14 protein-coding genes are annotated in these 16371 nt (G+C 67.2%); 7 read left to right on the forward strand and 7 right to left on the reverse strand.

Annotated features, from left to right (window positions below; all coding sequences use genetic code 11):
- Nucleotides 1-102: 102 nt before the first annotated feature.
- The 5 genes from C5708_RS04980 to C5708_RS05000 all read right to left on the reverse strand — a co-directional run bounded on the left by C5708_RS04980 (nt 103) and on the right by C5708_RS05000 (nt 9111).
- A complete protein-coding gene (locus C5708_RS04980; RefSeq protein WP_242918488.1) occupies nt 103-1359 on the reverse strand; it encodes an MBL fold metallo-hydrolase in 1257 nt (418 codons plus the stop codon).
- The gene (locus tag C5708_RS04985; protein ID WP_242918528.1) at nt 1359-3743 is read right to left on the reverse strand and encodes a TonB-dependent receptor; all 2385 of its coding nucleotides are present in this window, start codon (nt 3741-3743) and stop codon (nt 1359-1361) included. Before C5708_RS04985 ends, C5708_RS04980 begins: the two co-directional genes overlap by 1 nt.
- A gap of 112 nt (nt 3744-3855) precedes the next feature.
- Nucleotides 3856-4884 (reverse strand): FecR domain-containing protein, encoded by a 1029-nt coding sequence (locus C5708_RS04990; protein WP_347566995.1) that lies wholly within the window; start codon nt 4882-4884, stop codon nt 3856-3858.
- Nucleotides 4790-5353: an RNA polymerase sigma factor gene (locus C5708_RS04995; RefSeq protein ID WP_242918492.1), complete on the reverse strand. Its 564-nt coding sequence runs from the start codon at nt 5351-5353 to the stop codon at nt 4790-4792. Before C5708_RS04995 ends, C5708_RS04990 begins: the two co-directional genes overlap by 95 nt.
- A gap of 179 nt (nt 5354-5532) precedes the next feature.
- Entirely contained in the window at nt 5533-9111 is a 3579-nt protein-coding gene (locus tag C5708_RS05000; RefSeq protein ID WP_242918494.1) for a hypothetical protein, read from the reverse strand.
- 296 nt (nt 9112-9407) lie between these two features.
- On the opposite strand from C5708_RS05000, the gene C5708_RS05005 reads away from it, so the two are divergent.
- From C5708_RS05005 to C5708_RS05020, 4 genes are all read left to right on the forward strand, one after another.
- Complete coding sequence (locus C5708_RS05005; protein ID WP_242918530.1) at nt 9408-9986, forward strand: LysE family transporter; 579 nt, start codon at nt 9408-9410, stop codon at nt 9984-9986.
- A 183-nt stretch (nt 9987-10169) separates the two neighbouring features.
- Nucleotides 10170-10547 (forward strand): nuclear transport factor 2 family protein, encoded by a 378-nt coding sequence (locus C5708_RS05010; protein ID WP_242918496.1) that lies wholly within the window; start codon nt 10170-10172, stop codon nt 10545-10547.
- 2 nt (nt 10548-10549) lie between these two features.
- Nucleotides 10550-10996, forward strand: coding sequence for a DUF4442 domain-containing protein (locus C5708_RS05015; protein ID WP_242918498.1), 447 nt, complete (start codon nt 10550-10552; stop codon nt 10994-10996).
- A gap of 213 nt (nt 10997-11209) precedes the next feature.
- Complete coding sequence (locus C5708_RS05020; protein ID WP_242918500.1) at nt 11210-12214, forward strand: helix-turn-helix domain-containing protein; 1005 nt, start codon at nt 11210-11212, stop codon at nt 12212-12214.
- On the opposite strand, the gene C5708_RS05025 is transcribed toward C5708_RS05020, so the two are convergent.
- Together C5708_RS05025 and C5708_RS05030 are read right to left on the reverse strand one after the other, a co-directional pair.
- Nucleotides 12200-12694 (reverse strand): hypothetical protein, encoded by a 495-nt coding sequence (locus C5708_RS05025; protein ID WP_242918502.1) that lies wholly within the window; start codon nt 12692-12694, stop codon nt 12200-12202. The two genes, C5708_RS05020 and C5708_RS05025, sit on opposite strands and share 15 nt — an antisense overlap.
- A 231-nt stretch (nt 12695-12925) precedes the next feature.
- Entirely contained in the window at nt 12926-13873 is a 948-nt protein-coding gene (locus C5708_RS05030) for a LysR family transcriptional regulator (protein WP_242918504.1), read from the reverse strand.
- A 77-nt stretch (nt 13874-13950) separates the two neighbouring features.
- On the opposite strand from C5708_RS05030, the gene C5708_RS05035 reads away from it, so the two are divergent.
- The 3 genes from C5708_RS05035 to C5708_RS05045 all read left to right on the forward strand — a co-directional run bounded on the left by C5708_RS05035 (nt 13951) and on the right by C5708_RS05045 (nt 16260).
- Nucleotides 13951-14748, forward strand: a complete 798-nt coding sequence (locus C5708_RS05035) for an alpha/beta fold hydrolase (RefSeq protein WP_242918506.1) — start codon at nt 13951-13953, stop codon at nt 14746-14748.
- A gap of 90 nt (nt 14749-14838) precedes the next feature.
- The gene (locus C5708_RS05040) at nt 14839-15639 is read left to right on the forward strand and encodes an AraC family transcriptional regulator (protein ID WP_242918508.1); all 801 of its coding nucleotides are present in this window, start codon (nt 14839-14841) and stop codon (nt 15637-15639) included.
- A gap of 69 nt (nt 15640-15708) precedes the next feature.
- A complete protein-coding gene (locus C5708_RS05045; RefSeq protein WP_242918510.1) occupies nt 15709-16260 on the forward strand; it encodes a GNAT family N-acetyltransferase in 552 nt (183 codons plus the stop codon).
- Nucleotides 16261-16371: the final 111 nt, after the last annotated feature.

Raw genomic sequence — 16371 nt, forward strand, 5'->3', positions numbered from 1 at the left:
CGTGAGCAATTCTCGCGCGAAGCGAGTTGCGGCTTTGACCTGTCAATACCGCGAACTGACACCTTCCACGATTCATAGGCGCGGCGACGATCGGCGCCGCGCCTATGGATCGCAGGCGAAGGGGCCATGCACCGTAAGCACTTGGTCGCGCTCGTCGCGATTGTCGGTCACGATCACCTGGTAGCTGGCGCCGCCCGGCGCCACACGCAGGATCACGTGGCCCCCGCGGCTGGCCAGCCTGTCGGTAAGCCACGGATGGGTCGCGGCGTTGGCGTCTGACAGGCCCGTCGCGAAGATCTCGCGGGGGCCGGGATAGAGGCGGCGGCTCAACATTCTTTCCAGGCTTGTGCTGCTCGGATGGGCCGCGTGCCAGGCCTGAATGATCCAGGTTCGCGGCCGCAGGGCGCGAACCGTCTCGGCGCCGGTGGCGTCGAACATGCCGTGATGCGGCGCCACGGCGACCGCGACGCGCCCGCTTGCGCGCGCCGCGGCGCTTTCCACGTCGCGCCAGGGCAGGGCGCCGTCATAGGTGCTGCTGGTCAGGTCGCCGGCCGCAAAATAGTCGAACGCGCCGTAGCGAAGTCGGATCGCGGTCGAACAGGCGTTCTCGTCGGGCAGGTCGTCGGCCGGCAAGCTCTCGAGCGGGGGGAACAGGCGGCGGGTCGTGTCGCGGTCGCCGGTCCAGACCTCGCCGTTGGCGGCGAGGTTGCGGATCTCGAAAGATGGAAAGGCCGTCGGATCTCGCCGCAGGCGCAACTGATCGTCGGCCCCCGCCCGAAAGCGCTCCACCGCCTCGCCGCGGCCGACGCGCGCGGCGATGAAGGCCTGATAGTTGAGCGCAAACGGGGCGGTCCAGGGCCGCGGAAAAGCGTAGTCGGGATAGCCGCGGTCGACGACGAGGCCGATCGGAACGATGGCGGCCACGTCGCTGACGCCGGTGAGGCGATAGCGGCCGTCGGGCGCTGGAGGCGAGATCTCCTGGACATCACCGACATGGTCGGGATGCAGGTGGGTGACCAGCAGCATGTCCAGCCGCCCCGCGCCGGCCTCGGCCAGCCGGCGCAGGGCGTAGCGGCCGATCCATTCGCCCGGGCGCCGCTCGGCGCCGGGGCGAATGTCGAGCGCTGGCGGCGCCGGTGTGGCCGAAGCGCCGGCGTCGATCATCAGGCTCGTACCGTCGGGGCCGATGACGAGGGTGGCGTCGCCGCGGCCGGTGGCGATGTGGTGGATGTCGAGCCCGCCCGCTCGCCAGGGCCGCAGCGGCGCGCCGGCCGCGTCGGCCCGCTCGCCGGCGTAGGCGGGCAGGGCGAGGGCGGCGGGGGCCGCCCGTATCAGGCCGCGACGTGTCCAGCCGCCCATCAGAACCGCGCCGAAAGCATCACGCCCCAGGTGCGGGGCTCGCCGAGATATTCGGCCAGGACGCCCTGGGTGGAGGGCGTCAGCAGATACTCGACATCCGTGAGGTTCTTGACCCAGGCGCTGATCCGCCAGGCGCGGCTCGGCGCCTCGTAGCCGAGCGTCAGATTGGTCAGGGCGTAGGCGCCGACATAGAGGTTGGGGTCCTTCGTCGCGCCGGTGTAGTAGCCGTCGGTATAGGCCCAGCTCGCCGAACCGATCAGATAGCCGGCCGAGCCGAGCGGCAGATCGACATCGGCGGCCAGGGCGCCGCGGTTGACGGGCGAGGAGCCCAAGGGGTTGCCGGTGTTCACCACGCCGCCAGGAATGACGAAATTGTCGTAACGCGTGTCGAGATAGCCGTAGTTGGCCATCAGGTTGAGCCAGGACGTCGGCTTGTAGCGGATCTCGATTTCGCCGCCCTTCGCGGTCGCCTGGGCGGCGTTGGTGATGGTGAGCACCCGGGTGAGGTTGTTGAAGAACAGCTCCTGCTTGTCCTCGTAGTCCATGTGGAACACCGCGGCGTTGATCTGCAGGCGGTTCTCCAGCCACTGCGATTTCACCCCGAGCTCGTAGTTGGTGACCGTTTCGGGAGCGAAGGGGAGGGTCAGCGCCGCCAGCGTGGCGGCGTCGGTGTTGAAACCGCCGGCTGTATAGCCCCGCGTGACGCTGGCGTAGACGCGCAGGTCCGGTTGCGGGCTCCAGCTCAGGACCGCTCGCGGCGTCAGTTCGCTCCAGCTCGCCTTGAGGTCCCGCGCCGAGAAGCTGCCGGTCGCAGGCCGGATGAAATCGGTGCGCAGCAGCGAGGCGATCTTCTCGTCGTGCGTGTAGCGGGCGCCCAGGGTGAGGTCGAACTCGGCCGGCAGATGAACGACGCCATCGACGAAGACGGCGTAGCTACGGGTCTTCACCGACTGATCGGTGAGGACGTCGGCGCTGACGGCGCCAGTGCGCGCGGCCAGACTGCGCGCGCGCAGCTGACGCTTGGCGTCCTCATCGGAGAGATAGGCGCCGGCCACGAAGTCGCCGTGTTCCCATTTGGGGCTGGCGTAGCGCAGCTCCTGGGACAACAGGCCGACCTGATCGACATCGCGGTTGACGGCCTGGCTCGCCGTTCCAGTGAGAAACTCGTAGCTGGCGCCGGTCCCGGAATAGTCCTCGCCGGACTGCGAGCGCCGATAGCCGGTGATCGAGGTCACCTGGCCGACCGGCGCCGACCAGTAGACGCGCGCCGAGGCGCCCCATTGATTACGGGCGAAGTCCTGAACATAGCCCAGTTCCGAGGTGCGGCGATCGCCGTCCGCGCCGGCGCCCTTGGATGACAGCGTGCGCCCGCCGTTCTGATCGTCGCTATAGTCGGCGCCGAGCAAAACTTCGAGCGTCTCATGCGGGCGCAGGCGCAACTGGCCGCGGAGGCTGCGGCTGTCGAGATCGTCCTGCTCGCGGCCGGTCAGACGGTCGCGTCCGTAGCCGCTGTGGCTCTTGAGCGATCCGGCCAAGCGCAAGACGGCGGCTTCCTCCAAGGGGAGGTCGACGCGGCCGTCCAGTTGCCGCAGGTCGTAGTCGCCGACGCCTGCGCGGACGATCGCGGCGGGGGTGGAGAAGCTGGGCTTGCCGGTGTCTAGGATGATGGCGCCGCCGGTCACGTTGCGCCCGAACAGCGTACCCTGCGGGCCCTTGAGCACCTGCACCGAATTCAGGCCATAGAGATCGAACGTCGCGGCGCTGTTGCGCGGGATGAACAGGTCGTCGAGGACGACCGCCACCGGCTTGTTCGCGCCGATCTGGGTGAAGGTGTTGGTCGCGCCGCGAATGGCGATGGTCGGGCTGCTGTAGCTGAACGACGAGACGAGCAGGCCTGGCGTCAGTCGCGATATGTCGCGAAGACTCTCCAGGCGATAGGTTTCCGCCGCCCGTCCGGAGAAGGCGGTCAGGGTGATCGGCACATCCTGGGCCGCTTCCTCGCGCTTCTGGGCCGTAACGATGATCTTCTCGACCATGCTCGGCTCGACGTCGCCGGCTTCGAGGCTGCTGGCGGCCTTGGGCGCGGCTCGACGCAGCACGATGATTCCGTTGCTGTCGGAGGCGATCTCCAGCCCCGTGCCCGCAATCAGAAGGCGAAGGGCTGCGCGGGTCTCGTAGGCCCCCCTCAGAGGCGCGGTGCGCAGGGGCTCCAGACCTTCGGCGGGCGCTACGACCTGCAGTCCGGCCTGGCGCGCAAAGGTCGAAATGGCCTGGGCGGCTGGCTGGGCCGGAATGTCGAAAACCCGGATCTCCGCCGCTCCGGCCGGGGAGGCGGCGGAGAGCATCGTCACAGCGGCCGCACCGCCCATCAGTTTCAGCATCATGTTCACGCGCTCGTGCTCCCCCAGGGCCGCTCCGGTCGGCGACCGGGTTCTTGGCCTTGGATGCAGGAGCGAGGCGTTCCCGCCATCCGGCGGCGCCGGCTTCGTAAGAAGCCTACGGCGGCGTAAGACGCATGCCGTCGGCGGTGGCGGTCGCCTTCAAGCCAAGGCTCAGCGCGGCGGCGTTGGCGAAGCCGTCCGGGTCGGTCGCCGAGAAGCGGCCCGTGACCTTCATGTCGGCGAGGGCCGGATTGTCGAGGTCGATGCGACGACCGGAGTAGCGGGCGAATTCCGCGACGGCCGCGCCGAGCGTCATGCCGTCGAGATCGATGAAGCCCTCGCGCCAGGCGAGCGCGCGGTCCAGGCTGGCGAGCGTGACCGGTCGGACGCTCAACCGTCCCGCTTCGCCGGCCTCGACCTTGGTCTGGGCCGAAAGGCGCACGCTCCGCCCCTCCTGGCCGGTGCGCCACACCTCGACGACCCCCTCGCGCACGACGACCTCGACCTGCCCGGCGCTCAGCGTCCGAACGAGGAAGCTCGTGCCGATCGCCCGGACACGCATCGCACCGGCCGTCACGATGAACGGCCGGGACGCATCCTTCGCGACGTCGAACAGCGCCTCGCCGCGAAGCAGGACGACCTTGCGGATCCTGCGGTCGTAGGTCGCGCGCAGCACGGTGTCGGTGTTCAACGTCACCGCCGAGCCGTCCGACAGCGGAGCGCGCCGGATGTCGCCCTTTCGAGTGGCGATGCGGCCGCTTTGCGCGACGACCCCGTAGCCGATCGCGCCAAACAGCGTGGCGGCGGCCGTCGCCCCGCCGCCGATCAGCAACCGGCGCCGCTGAAGGGCGCGGGCGACGGGAAGAGCATTGGGCCGGAAGCCCGGGCCGAGCGCCCGCGCGCGATCGAGATAGGCGTTGACCGCCAGCGCCCGGGCATAGGCGCCGGCGCGACGCGGGTCCTGCGCGGCCCAGGCGTCCAACTCGGCCTGTTCCCGATCCGTAAGGGGGCCGCGGTCGGCGCGCGCAGCCCAGGCCGCCGCAGCCTCCTCAATGGCCGCGGCGCTCTCGCGACCGCTGGGCGACGTCTGTCCGGGTTTCCTCGTCACCTCGCCTAGATGCCTCGACGCGCTGGTTTCCGCCACGGCCAATCGCTGCAGTCAGGATGCGCAGTCCCTTGCCGACATGCTTTTCGATGGTGTTTTCCGAGACGCCCATGCGCTGGGCGACCTCGCGTTGCGACAGGCCATGCACCTTGCGGAGCGTGAAGGCCTCGCGGCACTTGTGGGGCAGGCCGGCGATCAGGTCGGCGACGCGGGTCAATTCCTGACGATCGGCGGCGATGGTCTCGGGCGAGGCCTCCTCGGCAGGCGGGATCTGGAGGCCGCCCGCCTCGATCAGGGCCTCGAACGTGACGATGCGGGCCCGACGCACGGCCTGAAGAATGACGGACTTGGCGATCTCAAAGGCATAGGTCCGCGGATTGCGGATGTGATCGACCTGATCGAGGCTGGCCAGGATCGCGTAGGTCTCCTGCACGATGTCGTCAACGTCGAGATCGGGCAGGGCGCGACGCGCAAGCCAGCCGCGCAGCTCCGGCTCGTACGGCAACACGCACCGAGCCAACCATGCCGCACGATCTTGAGACGCCACCCGCATGACGAAGCCTTACCGCGGCTCTGTGACGATCCTGCGAGACCTGATCGGGCGTCGCGCTGGGATGGCGGGTCGCCATCTCATGCTGAAGGAAGTGCGCCGACCGACAATGCAGGTCGGCCGGCGCGTCGGTCGACCTAGAGGCGCTTGAAGTTCTCGGCGACGATGGACCAGTAACGAATGAGCCACCGCGTATTCTGCGGAGGCACGCCCGCCTTTCCATCCAGCCGCAGGTTTCCGGTCGAGCGTCCGATCATGTCGGGATCGGGAGTGAAGTAGGCTTGGCCGGGCATGTCAGGCGCGGCCTTGCAGCCGATAATGGTCTCGCCTGGCGCAACCGTGACCGTATCGGTGACCAACATGCGCGAGGCTTGCGGGCCGTCCAGCGAAATGGCGCGCTGATGTTCGGCGACCTCGATGAGGATCCCGCTGTCCACGGCGGCGCAGAAGCCGTTCTGATTGGCCCTGTCGTTTGGGCCTCCGGTCGCGGAGGAACGATCCAGCGTCCATTTTCCGATACGTCGCAGGGAGCGGCGGCGCATGAGTTCCGGCATGATCTCGAGCAGATACTGTTCGATGAAGTCGACATTCTCTTGAACTAGAGCATGTCCGTTCATGAACTTGAGGTGGCCGTCCAGCATCTCATAGGCGTCGCGGAGGAAGTGGTCCTTGTCGGTGAAGGTCGGTTGCCAGGTTGATTGGGCTGGATTGATCATCCCCTGGACCAGCGGCGCCCACATCGAAATGCGACGGACACCGAGCGCCAGAGGAAGATCGACCGCTTCCGGAGCTGGGAAGCCTGGCGCGATTTGCGAGTAGTGAACCAGGTCGACGAACGCGCATTCGTCGAGCTCGACCTCGCCCCGATCATGCATTTCGGCGAACTTCTGCAGCGCGGTGTAGAAATCAGGCTTGGTGACCGTGTACCAGCGGTGGCCCTTGGCCACGAAGCCCCACTCCCGGACGTTGATCGTCGCATCGCCGCAGGCCTCGACAAAGGCGCGAATACGCTTGGCGTAGTCGGCGAAGGTCGAGGAGGGCGCCGTCCAGTCGCTCGCGCGGTAGCGGCCAAGGTCGCTGCGGCGGATGTTGACGACGATGGCCAGGCGGCCGGCGTTTCGCGTCCCGGCGACGAAGTAGTCGCCATACTGCTCGCGAAACCGCGCCGGGCTGGTCGAGAGCATCGCCTTGGCCTCGGTGGTCAGCGCGAAATCGTTGACGGCCGTCGCGGTGATCTGGTGGCGATCATAGAGAAAGATCACCGAGGCGAGGTCCTTGTTGCAGCTGATGTGGTCGAGATAGCTGCCGACCTCCAGATGCCCGCCGTCGCCGCGGGCCAGAGGATCGCGCATCTCCTCGACCAGTTGGTCATGCAGCGCCTGATCGGAATCGATGCATCGGACACGCAGTCGTCCGCGGGTGGTGATCGGCTGGCCCTGATCCTCGTCCTCGGCGAGAAGCCGGTCGGTCCTGGGCAGGACCTCGACCGCCTTCCAGGTCAGGTTGGCGCGGGCCCGATTGAGATCGACGGGCGCGCCGATCCGGATGTCGCCCTGGAGGGCCGGAACGTCCTTGATGACCGGAAAGCAGTTGTCGGCGACGACCTCGTCAAGCCATTCCGGCAGGACGGCGGCGTATTTCGGCGTCTTGGCCGCCCGATCGAGGACGGTGGCGATCGCCTGGTTGAGGGCTTCGATCGCCGCCGGATCGCCCGACTGGGCGATGTCGGCGTAGCTGTAGGGGTGGCGATAGCTGAGCGTGTTCTCATGGCGCTGATCGCTCTGGGTCGTCAGACCGTGAGACGCGATCATCACCTCGTCATAGCTGTGGTGCTGCTTCTTGCCGATCAACGCGCACAGCATCACCAGCCGGGCCTGCTCGAGCGAGGGCTTTTCCCGGGGGCCGATACGACCGCTGGCGTCGCCGAGGTCCATGGCGACCGCCGCCTTGATCGCCTCGTCGCGGTCATAGGCCTTGGCGTAGAGATTGAGATAGCCCAAGGCATGGCCGCTGGGGCCGGAATAGATCGGCTTGGCCCAACGCATGGCTGAGAGATACCAGCGCTGCATCGCCTCGAAACCATCCTGCAGCGCGCTGTCGATAAGCGCGGCCTTGTCGCTGCGCTCGCCCAGCGAGGTTGCGTACAGCACTTCGAGTTCATCGACCGTCAGACTGTTGAGCTTGGCGGCGAACTCCATGATCGCCGACAGCGGCGTGATCATGATGTTGGCCTTTCGGCCGACGACGTTGACGCGGGTTTCGGTGTCGCGCAGGCGTTCGAGCACGTCGAGGTTGCTCTGAGCGGCTTCCAGGAAGAGCCGCTCGTCCTTGATGTCGGTGGGCTTCAGGTGGGCGGCGAGATAGTCGCTCATCTTGAAGGGGTTTTCGCCGGCGTCGTACTTCACGTCCGACCATGAGAGCTTGAGGATGTCGGTGTAGAAGGTCTTGCGCTTGTTCTCGTCGACGATCTTGCCGACCACGAGGTCGAGGTCGCCGACCTGCTCGTCCGTCAGCCCCGGCGCTAGCGCCTTGATCTGGTCCTTGCCGCCCGCGGTTGCGACCGCCTGGGTCAGGCGGCCCTGAATCTCGGCCTTCACCAGCAGAGGGAAATCGCGCGCCGAGATGAACTCGGCGTGGCCTTTCGACAGGCTCGGCTGGTTGTAGATCGGCAGCAGCGTCTTCTCGCTGGTCCGATAGCGCTTCATCGACTTGGGCGCGTTGGTCAACAGCTGGTGCTTGGGGGACCGGGTCTTGGTCGAGATCAGGTAGACCCAGTACTCCAGGTCGGTCTTGACGCCGCCCTTGAAGGCCAGCGAGCCGTCGAAGTAGCCCATCTGGCTCTCAAGCATCTCCCAGAGCTTCAGGGAGTAGTACACCTTCCGGAAGAGTTTTCGGTTTTTCTTGTGCTCGCGCGCCGTCGCCTCCGGCGCGCCCGGGCCGTTCCGCACCGGATTGTGGCCGTCGAAAAGCGGTTTGAGCGTCTTCAGGACGCTCAGCTTGGCGCGGCAGGCCTCGACGCTCGCGGGCACGCCGTAGACGTAGTCGTAGAGGGTCTTGTAGCGGTCGCCGTAGGCGGCCTGGAGCATCAACAGCAGGTCGCGTTCGTCGCCGACGACCTCCATCGCCGGCGGGCCCTCGAGGCCCAGCTGGATTCGCTCCTTGCAGTCGCGCTGGTATTGGTCCCAGTCGACGATCTTGGTCTCCAGATTATGCCGGATGTAGTCCATCGCGCCGGCATAGTCCTGGAAGCCGCCGATCACCTCCGCCATCCGCCGGGCGATGTCGAGGCAGTGGTGCTCGAGATTGACGCCCAGCTCGATTTCGAGCTGCTCGTTCAATTCGAGCTTGAGTTTCTGGGTTTCGCTAAGGTCGGTGCAAAGCGCGGTATAGAGGCCGCTTTCCGAGGCCTCGCCGGCTCCCAATGGTGAATGCGCAGTCTCCGCGGATGCGCAAGACGTTAGATGATCGGACGTTCCAGCCTTCATGGCGGCGCCTTTCTGATGGGTCGAACCAGGAGGCCGTGTATCGACCCCATTCCCTGGAGGCGCGGCACGGGCGGTTCCGCCATCTGAAAGGGCGTGGTCAGACCAAGGAGGACTCGTCTCGGCGCCGTCAGTCCAACGAGAACTTGCTCCAGTGAGCGCGGAGCGGCCCGCCGATGCGGCTTCGGGCGGCGAACTGTCAAACCACCGGAGCGGGTCGTTGGATTTGGCCATACGACAAAGCTAACGCGCCCGATCAACGGGCAAGCCGTTTGGGCTGACAAGACCAGCAGCCGTCCTTCAAGCGCCAACACTTTCCGGCGGACATCATCCGCTATGCGGTCCGGCTGGCGGAGGCAACGATCGCCGCTTGAGCCAAGGGGCGGGAAGGGGCGCTCTGCGCTCGCCGCGACTTAAGTTGTCAACACCGCACCGTGGGTCCGGCCCCTTGCTCGGCAGCACGAGCTCCGCCATATAAATATATAAACATATCTTTATATAGTGGGACGGTCGTGAGCGTTGTGCTGTTCGTGTTGGCGGCGACGGCGTTGCTGGGATCGCCGGGGCCTGGGATTGCGGCCTTGCTCGTGGCCGGGCGAAGCCTCGGGCTAGCCCAGGGCTTGCGGCTATACGTCGGCTTGCAGGCGGGGCTGGCCCTGGCGGCCGGGCTGAGCGCGGCGGGCCTAGCGTCGCTTCTGGCCGCCCGACCAGCGCTGGGCTCGCTGCTCACCGCGGCGGCGGTGATCTATCTGGTTTGGCTGGCCTGGCGCGTATCCAGCGCGCCGGTGGGCGAGGGGACGATTGGCGGCGAGAGTGGCGCGCGCCTGACCTTCGCCGGAGGCTTTCTGCTGGGAGCGGCCAATCCCAAGGCCTATCTGGCCTTCGTCTCGCTTTATGGCGCCTTCACGGTGACCTCGGCGGGCGCGCGGACGGACGCGTTCGCCAAATGGGGGCTGTGCGTGCTGGTGATGGTCGTGGTCGACCTGGCCTGGCTGGCTCTCGGAGTCCTCCTGGGCCGGGTGCGACTGGGCGCTCGGGGAGAGCGTGCGATGAACCTCGCCATGGGCGCTGCGATCCTGCTGGCGGCGGGCCTATCGCTAGCCCGATAGGCGCGGGGTTTCGCGGCGGACAGGTCGCGCGCGTCTGAAGTCGCTTGGCGAAATCGCGCAAGCTTTTGTCGCTCGCGCCAAGCGCGGAGAGGGGACTGGCGTCCTAGCTTCGATCTCCACGGCGGATCGCACGTGGCGGCGTGAAAAGCCGCGTCTGGCGGCCACGCCCATCGGAGATGAACATTGCCTAGCCCATCGGTCCTCGCCGCCTTCGTCGACCTGGTTCACGCCGGCCAGTTTGTCGAAGCCTACGAGTGCTTCTACGCGCCCTCCGCCACGGTGCGCGAAAATCTGGAGCCGCCCCGCGTGGGCCTGGAGACGCTCATCGCCCACGAGCGAGGCGTGCTGGCCAGGTTCAAGGCTGTGCGGGGTCGCGCCGAGGCCGTGCTGGCGGCCCACGACCAGGTGGCCATCAACTGGGTCTTCGAATTCGATATGGGCGCCGGGATCGTCATGACCCTCGAGGAGATGGCCCTGCAGACCTGGTCTGGCGAAAAGATCGTGGCCGAACGCTTCTATTATGACCCGGCGCAAATGCGCCCGCGCGGCCTGGAGGCGTAAGGATGGACATCGACCTTGGTCAGTTCGTTCCGTTCGTGGGCCACCTCCACATCGCCTCGCGTGCGACGACCGGGGGCGCGAGCGCGCATCTGGCGGACGCCGAGCACCTGCGAAATCACCTGGGCTCGATCCATGCCGGCGCCCTCTTCACCCTCGGGGAGACCGCTAGCGGCGCCGCGCTGGTCGGGCATTTGGGCGACCTGCTGGGCGGGAGCCGCGTGGTGACGCGCTCGGCGTCGATCGCCTATGAAAGAATCGCCCACGGCGACCTTGAAGCCGAGGCCGTATTTCGCATGCCGGCGGTGGACATTCGAACCGCGCTCGCCCGCGACGGGCGGGTTCAGTTCGACCTGGACGTGACGCTGCGGGATGGGGCGGAACAGACTGTCGCGACCATGGTCGTCACCTGGAACGCTCAGGCGCGGACCGCCGATCGCGCCCAGAACTGAAGAGCCGCATGTCGACCTTGGCGACTGCAAGCGCGATCCAGTAACGCAATGTCGAGATTTCTTGCGACATGGGCCATCGCAACCCTGAGGCGGACCTTATGACCCAGCGCATCAGCCGGCCGCGTCTCGGGTCTTGACAGGCGCTCCGGCGCGACCGGTGATCCTGCGAGGCGTCGGGATCAGCGCCCGCCCCTTAAAGGAAGACCGCCTTCTTTGCGCATCTCCATCCTGGCCTATGACGGATGCATGGGGGCCGAGGTCTTCGGCTTCGCCGACATCATGCTGGTCGCCAATCGGATCTGGTCGCTGCGGCGGCCAGCCGAGCCGGCGCCCTTCAGCTGTTCGATCATCAGCGCGGGTCGCGCGCATGTCACTCTGGCGGGCGGGGCGACCCTGCAGCCTAGCCTGGCGCAGGATCCTGATCTTCTGGTCGTGCCAGCCTTCGATTTCTCCCGCGCGGGCGATATCGACCGGATCGTCTCACGGCTGGATCCGGAGCTTGCCCTGATCCGGCGCCTGGCGGGCAGACGGCGGGTCGCATCGATCTGCGGCGGGGCCTTTCTTCTGGCCGAGGCGGGCGTCCTGGCCGGGCGGCGGGCCACGACCGCCTGGGCCATGGCGGAGACCTTCATGCGCCGCTATCCCAATACGCGCCTCGAGCCCGAAGCCATGCTCGTAAGCGATGAACAGATCACCACCTCCGGCGCCTTCACCGCTTATGCGGACTTGGCGCTATGGATCGTCGCCGAGCAGGCCGGCCCGTCGATCGCCCGCGCCGTGGCCCGGTTCAGCTTGATCGGTAAGACGCGCGCCAGCCAGGCGCCCTATGCCGACTTGCGGGCCGCGCGCGGTCGACCTCGCGGATTTGCGCGCGATGTCGAACGTTGGCTCAGCGAGCATGTCGCCGAGCGCTATAGCCTCGAAGCCGCCGCGGCCGCGTTTGGTTTCTCCACCCGCACCTTCCTGCGTCGGGTCAAACAGGACACCGACAAGAGCCCGCTGGAAATGCTCCAGGCCATTCGGCTGGAACAGGCCAAGCGCCTCTTGGAGACGACCAGCCTCAGTGTGGCGGAAATCGCCGCACGGGTCGGCTATGGCGATGCTCCCAGCTTCCATCGCCTGTTCGTGCGCCAAGTCTCGATCACGCCAGCGGCCTATCGGCGCGATTTCGCGCCAGGCCGGGCATGGCGCCTGGGGGCAGGATCAACCGCCGACTAGGTCGGCGTCGCCAGCTCGCCGCAAGCTCCAGCGCGCCAGAGTGGCCACCAGCACGCCAAACACCAGCATGGCGGCAAGGTTCAGGCTCAAGAAGGCCAGCGTGACATGCTTGGGCTTGGGGGCGAACGCCGACAGGGGCACGACAACCAGGTTCATCACCACGAACACCCCGACGCCGAACGCCAGACCCGCCGCCAGGGGCCGTGACACCAGCCATGGCAAACGCCGGGTCGGCAGGGCGTAGACGCTTGCGATCACGATCGACATGAGGATCTGCAGCAATAGACCCAGCGCGATGGCGCCGCCGCCCCCCGAATAGGCCGCCATGCCCAGCACGCCGCTGGCGATCGACTGCAGGATTCGCGCGGGCGGAGCGTGGTTGATCATCGATGCGGCGACGATGTCGACCAGGCCCGCCACGACGCCGGCGGTCAGCGCGGCTTTCAGGCGGGCCTCGATCGATTGGGCGGCTGGCTTCACGTGCTTCTCCCCGAAAGAGGCTCGGCCGGATGGCCTTCAACCTCTCCATGGGAGCCGCAAAAGGTGCGGAGGAGACTGGGCAAAACCGACAAATACCTCGCCAGTCCCGACAAATCGGCCCAGGCGACCGCGTCGTGCCTGGAATCCGAGGCGCCAGGACCTCTTCGTAGCCCCGCACGCCCAACGATGTGATCGCGGAACGATGACGGCAGGCTTGGCGGCGACGGGCGGTCAGCGGGGACGCGTTGAGACGATCGGGTCCGCCGGGCCGTCTCGCAGCCAGGCCCAGAGGGCGTTGGCGACGGGGCCGTGGGGCCTGTCGCGGCGACGCGCGGCCGACAGGAGCTCCCGACGACCCGGCATGTGCGGGCCGGTCAGAGCCATCAGCGCCCCGCTGCGGAGTTCGTCCTCGATCAGGAAGAGCGGCAGGTGGCCCCAAGCCATGGCGTGGAGGATCAGCTCCTTTTTCATGCCATGGTCGGGGACCGAGCATTGCTGCGCCCCCTCGACGAGGAAGAACTCCTCGGGCGGAGTTCGCCGGGCCGTATCGCGGATCACGCATTGGGTGAAACCACGCAGCTGATCGGGCGTCAGTTCCGGTGACACCGTGAAGGGCAGGAAGCCGGGCGCGGCGACAGGCACGAGGGTGATCTCGTCCAGGGGCAAGACCTCCAGCCGAGGATCCGACGCTGAGGTGCGATGGAAGATCAGGTCGGCCTCGCCCTCCAGCAGCCGCTCGACCGGGCCGCCAATCGCGTCGTAGTCCAGGTGCAGCCGCGTGGCTCGGCGCTCCGCGAAGAAGGCGCCCAACAGGGCCAGCATCCGCGGCCGTGGACAGAGATCGCCGAGCACCACGCGCAGGACGGTTTCCTCGCCGTTGGCCAGTTGCCGCGCATAGGTCGCGAGGTTGTCAACCTCCCGCAGGGTCAGTCGGACGCGAGCGTGGAACAGGCGGCCCGCCTCGGTAAGGCTCACGCGATATCCGCCGCGATCCAGCAGCGCTAGGCCAAGCCGCGCCTCTAGCCGGGCGACCGCGGCGAATACGGAGGGGTGTGTCCGGTTCAACGCCAAGCCGGCGGCCTGGAAGCTGCCGGCTGTGGCCACCGCGTCGAAGCATTGCAGGTCGTGCAGCTTGAGATCGCTGATTGTCGGAATTTTCGACAGAGATTGCTCGATCATAGTAATTTTTATGCGGTGTCGCGCCCTTTAGGACAAGGGGTGTCGGGCGAGGTCGCCCGCTCAAGCGAGGATGCAAGATGACGTCGATCCAACACTTCATCACCGGAGACGGCGTCAAGATCGCCTACCGCGTGGATGGCGCGGAGCATCTGCCGGTCCTGGTGCTTTCCAATTCCATCGCCACCGACCACCGGATGTGGGACGGCCAGATCGAGGCCCTTAGCCGCTCGTTCCGGGTCCTGCGCTATGATACGCGCGGCCACGGCGGCTCGGATGCGCCCGTCGGCGCCTATTCGGCGGATCGACTGGGCCGCGACGTCCTGGAACTCTTGGACGGTTTGGGCATAGGGGCCGTCGACTTCTGCGGTCTGTCGCTGGGCGGGATGGTGGGCCAATGGCTGGGGATCCGCGCGCCCGAGCGCCTGAGGCGGCTGGTGCTGTCGAACACGGCCGCCCACCTGGGGCCGGCCGACTATTTCGACCGAATGATCACCCAGGCCCTGACGAGCCCGAACATGGAGGCGTTCGCCGACATGTTCATCGGCAACTGGTTCCCGGCCGCGATGGTCGCCGGGGGCGGCGAAACCGTCGTCTCCTTCCGCGAGATGGTGCTGGCGACGTCTCGGACGGGTCTGGCGGGCAGCTTCGCGGCGGTCCGCGATCTCGACTTCCGCCGTTCGCTGCCCGTGATCAACGTCCCGACCTTGGTGATCGGCGGCGAGGACGACACCGTCACCCTGGCCAGCCACAGCCGCGAGATCGCCGAGGCCATTCCTGGTTCGGAGCTTTTGCTGATGCCCGGCGTCCACATTCTGAATGTCGAACAACAGGACGCCTTCCTGGCGGCGGTGACAGGCTTCCTGACGCAGCCCTGAGAAGGGGGCGCGCCGCGCCGTAGGCCTCGCGATCTGCGTCCCAGCGCCTATGTTGGACGCATCAGGGATCTTCATCGAGCCTCCTATCCCATGACCGAGACCCGCGGCGCGGCGGTTTTGCTGTCCAGGCCCAGACAGGGTGTGTTGCTGGTGCGTCTGTCGACGGCTCGCACCCTGGCGCGCCACTATCACGCAGAGCATGGCCTGGGCTTGATGGAAGCGGGCGCGCACCTGTCGGCGAGCGGTCGCGGCGAGGTGGAGGCCAGCGCCGGGCAGGTCATCACCGTCAACCCCGGCGAGGTGCACGACGGAAGACCCCTAGGCGAGACGCTCAGGCGTTGGTCCATGGTCTATCTCGACACGGACCTTCTGGCGCGAGCCTGGAGTGAGATCAGCCCGGCCGCCGCGTCGTTCGAATTCCTTCGCCCCGTTTGCGCAGATCCGGGGAGCGTGCGCAGCGTGAGACGCCTCTTGGCCCGCACGATCGCCGATGGAGAGGATCCGCTGGCCATTGAGGAACTGATTCCAGGCCTTCTGGCGCGCCTTGGCGTGGCCCGGAGTGTTTCGGCCCGCGCGACCGCTTCCAGAATAAGCCGCTCTAAGGCCCTGATCGACGCCGATCCCGCCCAGCCGATCAGCCTGGCTGAGCTGGCGACCGAGGCGGGCCTCTCGCGCTTCGAGACCGTGAGGGCCTTCGCCAAGGTCTTCGGCGTGACGCCCTATGCCTATGTCGTCGAGCGCCGCCTGCTGAACGCCCGCCGATTGATCGTCTCGGGCGAGCCCCTGGCCAGCGCGGCGCTGGAGGCGGGGTTCGCCGACCAGAGTCATATGCATCGGCTCTTCGTCCGTCGCTATGGCTACACGCCCGGGGCCCTGGCCCGCGCGGCCTGAGGCGCAACATCGTTCAATCCGCGCCTGGGGCGAGGCGGCATGTCATTGGCCGCAACCCGAGGAACACCCATGAGCGACCTGTCGATCCGCATCTGCCGCGACGAAGATTTTCCCGCGATGCTGGACATCATCAACGACGCGGCGCGCCGATATCGCGGCGCGGTTCCGGACGACTGTCTGGGCGAGCCGTACATGCCCGACCATGAGCTGGAGCATGAGGTCGACGCGGGCGTGCGGTTCTGGGCGTGCGAAGATGAGCGCGGCGCGCTTATTGGCGTCATGGGCCTGCAGCGAGTCGACGACGTTCACTTGATCCGCCATGCCTATGTATCGACCCCGGCTCAGGGACGCGGCGTGGGCGGAGCGCTGATCCGCCACTTGGTCGCCAAGAGCGAGGAACCGATCTTGGTGGGAACCTGGGCGGCGGCGGCCTGGGCGATCGGCTTCTACCGCAAGCACGGTTTCGCGCTGGCTTCGCCCGCGGAGGCGCAGGCGCTGCTGCGGCGCTACTGGACGGTGTCCGAGCGCCAGATCGAGACTTCGGTCGTGCTGACACGGGACCTGCCGCCCATCGAAGGCTCGGGTCGGCCGGAGACGGCGGCCGACGTTGTCTCAGCCTGAGGCTCGCCATGGGGTCCTGGAGGGCGTGCCGGCGGTCTAACGCTGACTTGTCCCAGTCTGAGCTGTGAGGACGGGGATTGGGGCGGGTGAAGTGTGAATCGGCGTGGAAAA

This window comes from Caulobacter sp. CCUG 60055 (assembly GCF_022750545.1).
Classification (GTDB): Bacteria; Pseudomonadota; Alphaproteobacteria; order Caulobacterales; family Caulobacteraceae; genus PUIC01.

Coding starts and splice junctions, on each gene's coding strand:
- C5708_RS05045 (WP_242918510.1), top strand. CDS start 15,709: ATGAGCGACCTGTCGATCCGCATCTGCCGCGACGAAGATTTTCCCGCG.
- C5708_RS04985 (WP_242918528.1), bottom strand. CDS start 3,743: ATGATGCTGAAACTGATGGGCGGTGCGGCCGCTGTGACGATGCTCTCC.
- C5708_RS05030 (WP_242918504.1), bottom strand. CDS start 13,873: ATGATCGAGCAATCTCTGTCGAAAATTCCGACAATCAGCGATCTCAAG.
- C5708_RS05040 (WP_242918508.1), top strand. CDS start 14,839: ATGACCGAGACCCGCGGCGCGGCGGTTTTGCTGTCCAGGCCCAGACAG.
- C5708_RS04980 (WP_242918488.1), bottom strand. CDS start 1,359: ATGGGCGGCTGGACACGTCGCGGCCTGATACGGGCGGCCCCCGCCGCC.
- C5708_RS05000 (WP_242918494.1), bottom strand. CDS start 9,111: ATGGCCAAATCCAACGACCCGCTCCGGTGGTTTGACAGTTCGCCGCCC.
- C5708_RS05015 (WP_242918498.1), top strand. CDS start 10,550: ATGGACATCGACCTTGGTCAGTTCGTTCCGTTCGTGGGCCACCTCCAC.
- C5708_RS05035 (WP_242918506.1), top strand. CDS start 13,951: ATGACGTCGATCCAACACTTCATCACCGGAGACGGCGTCAAGATCGCC.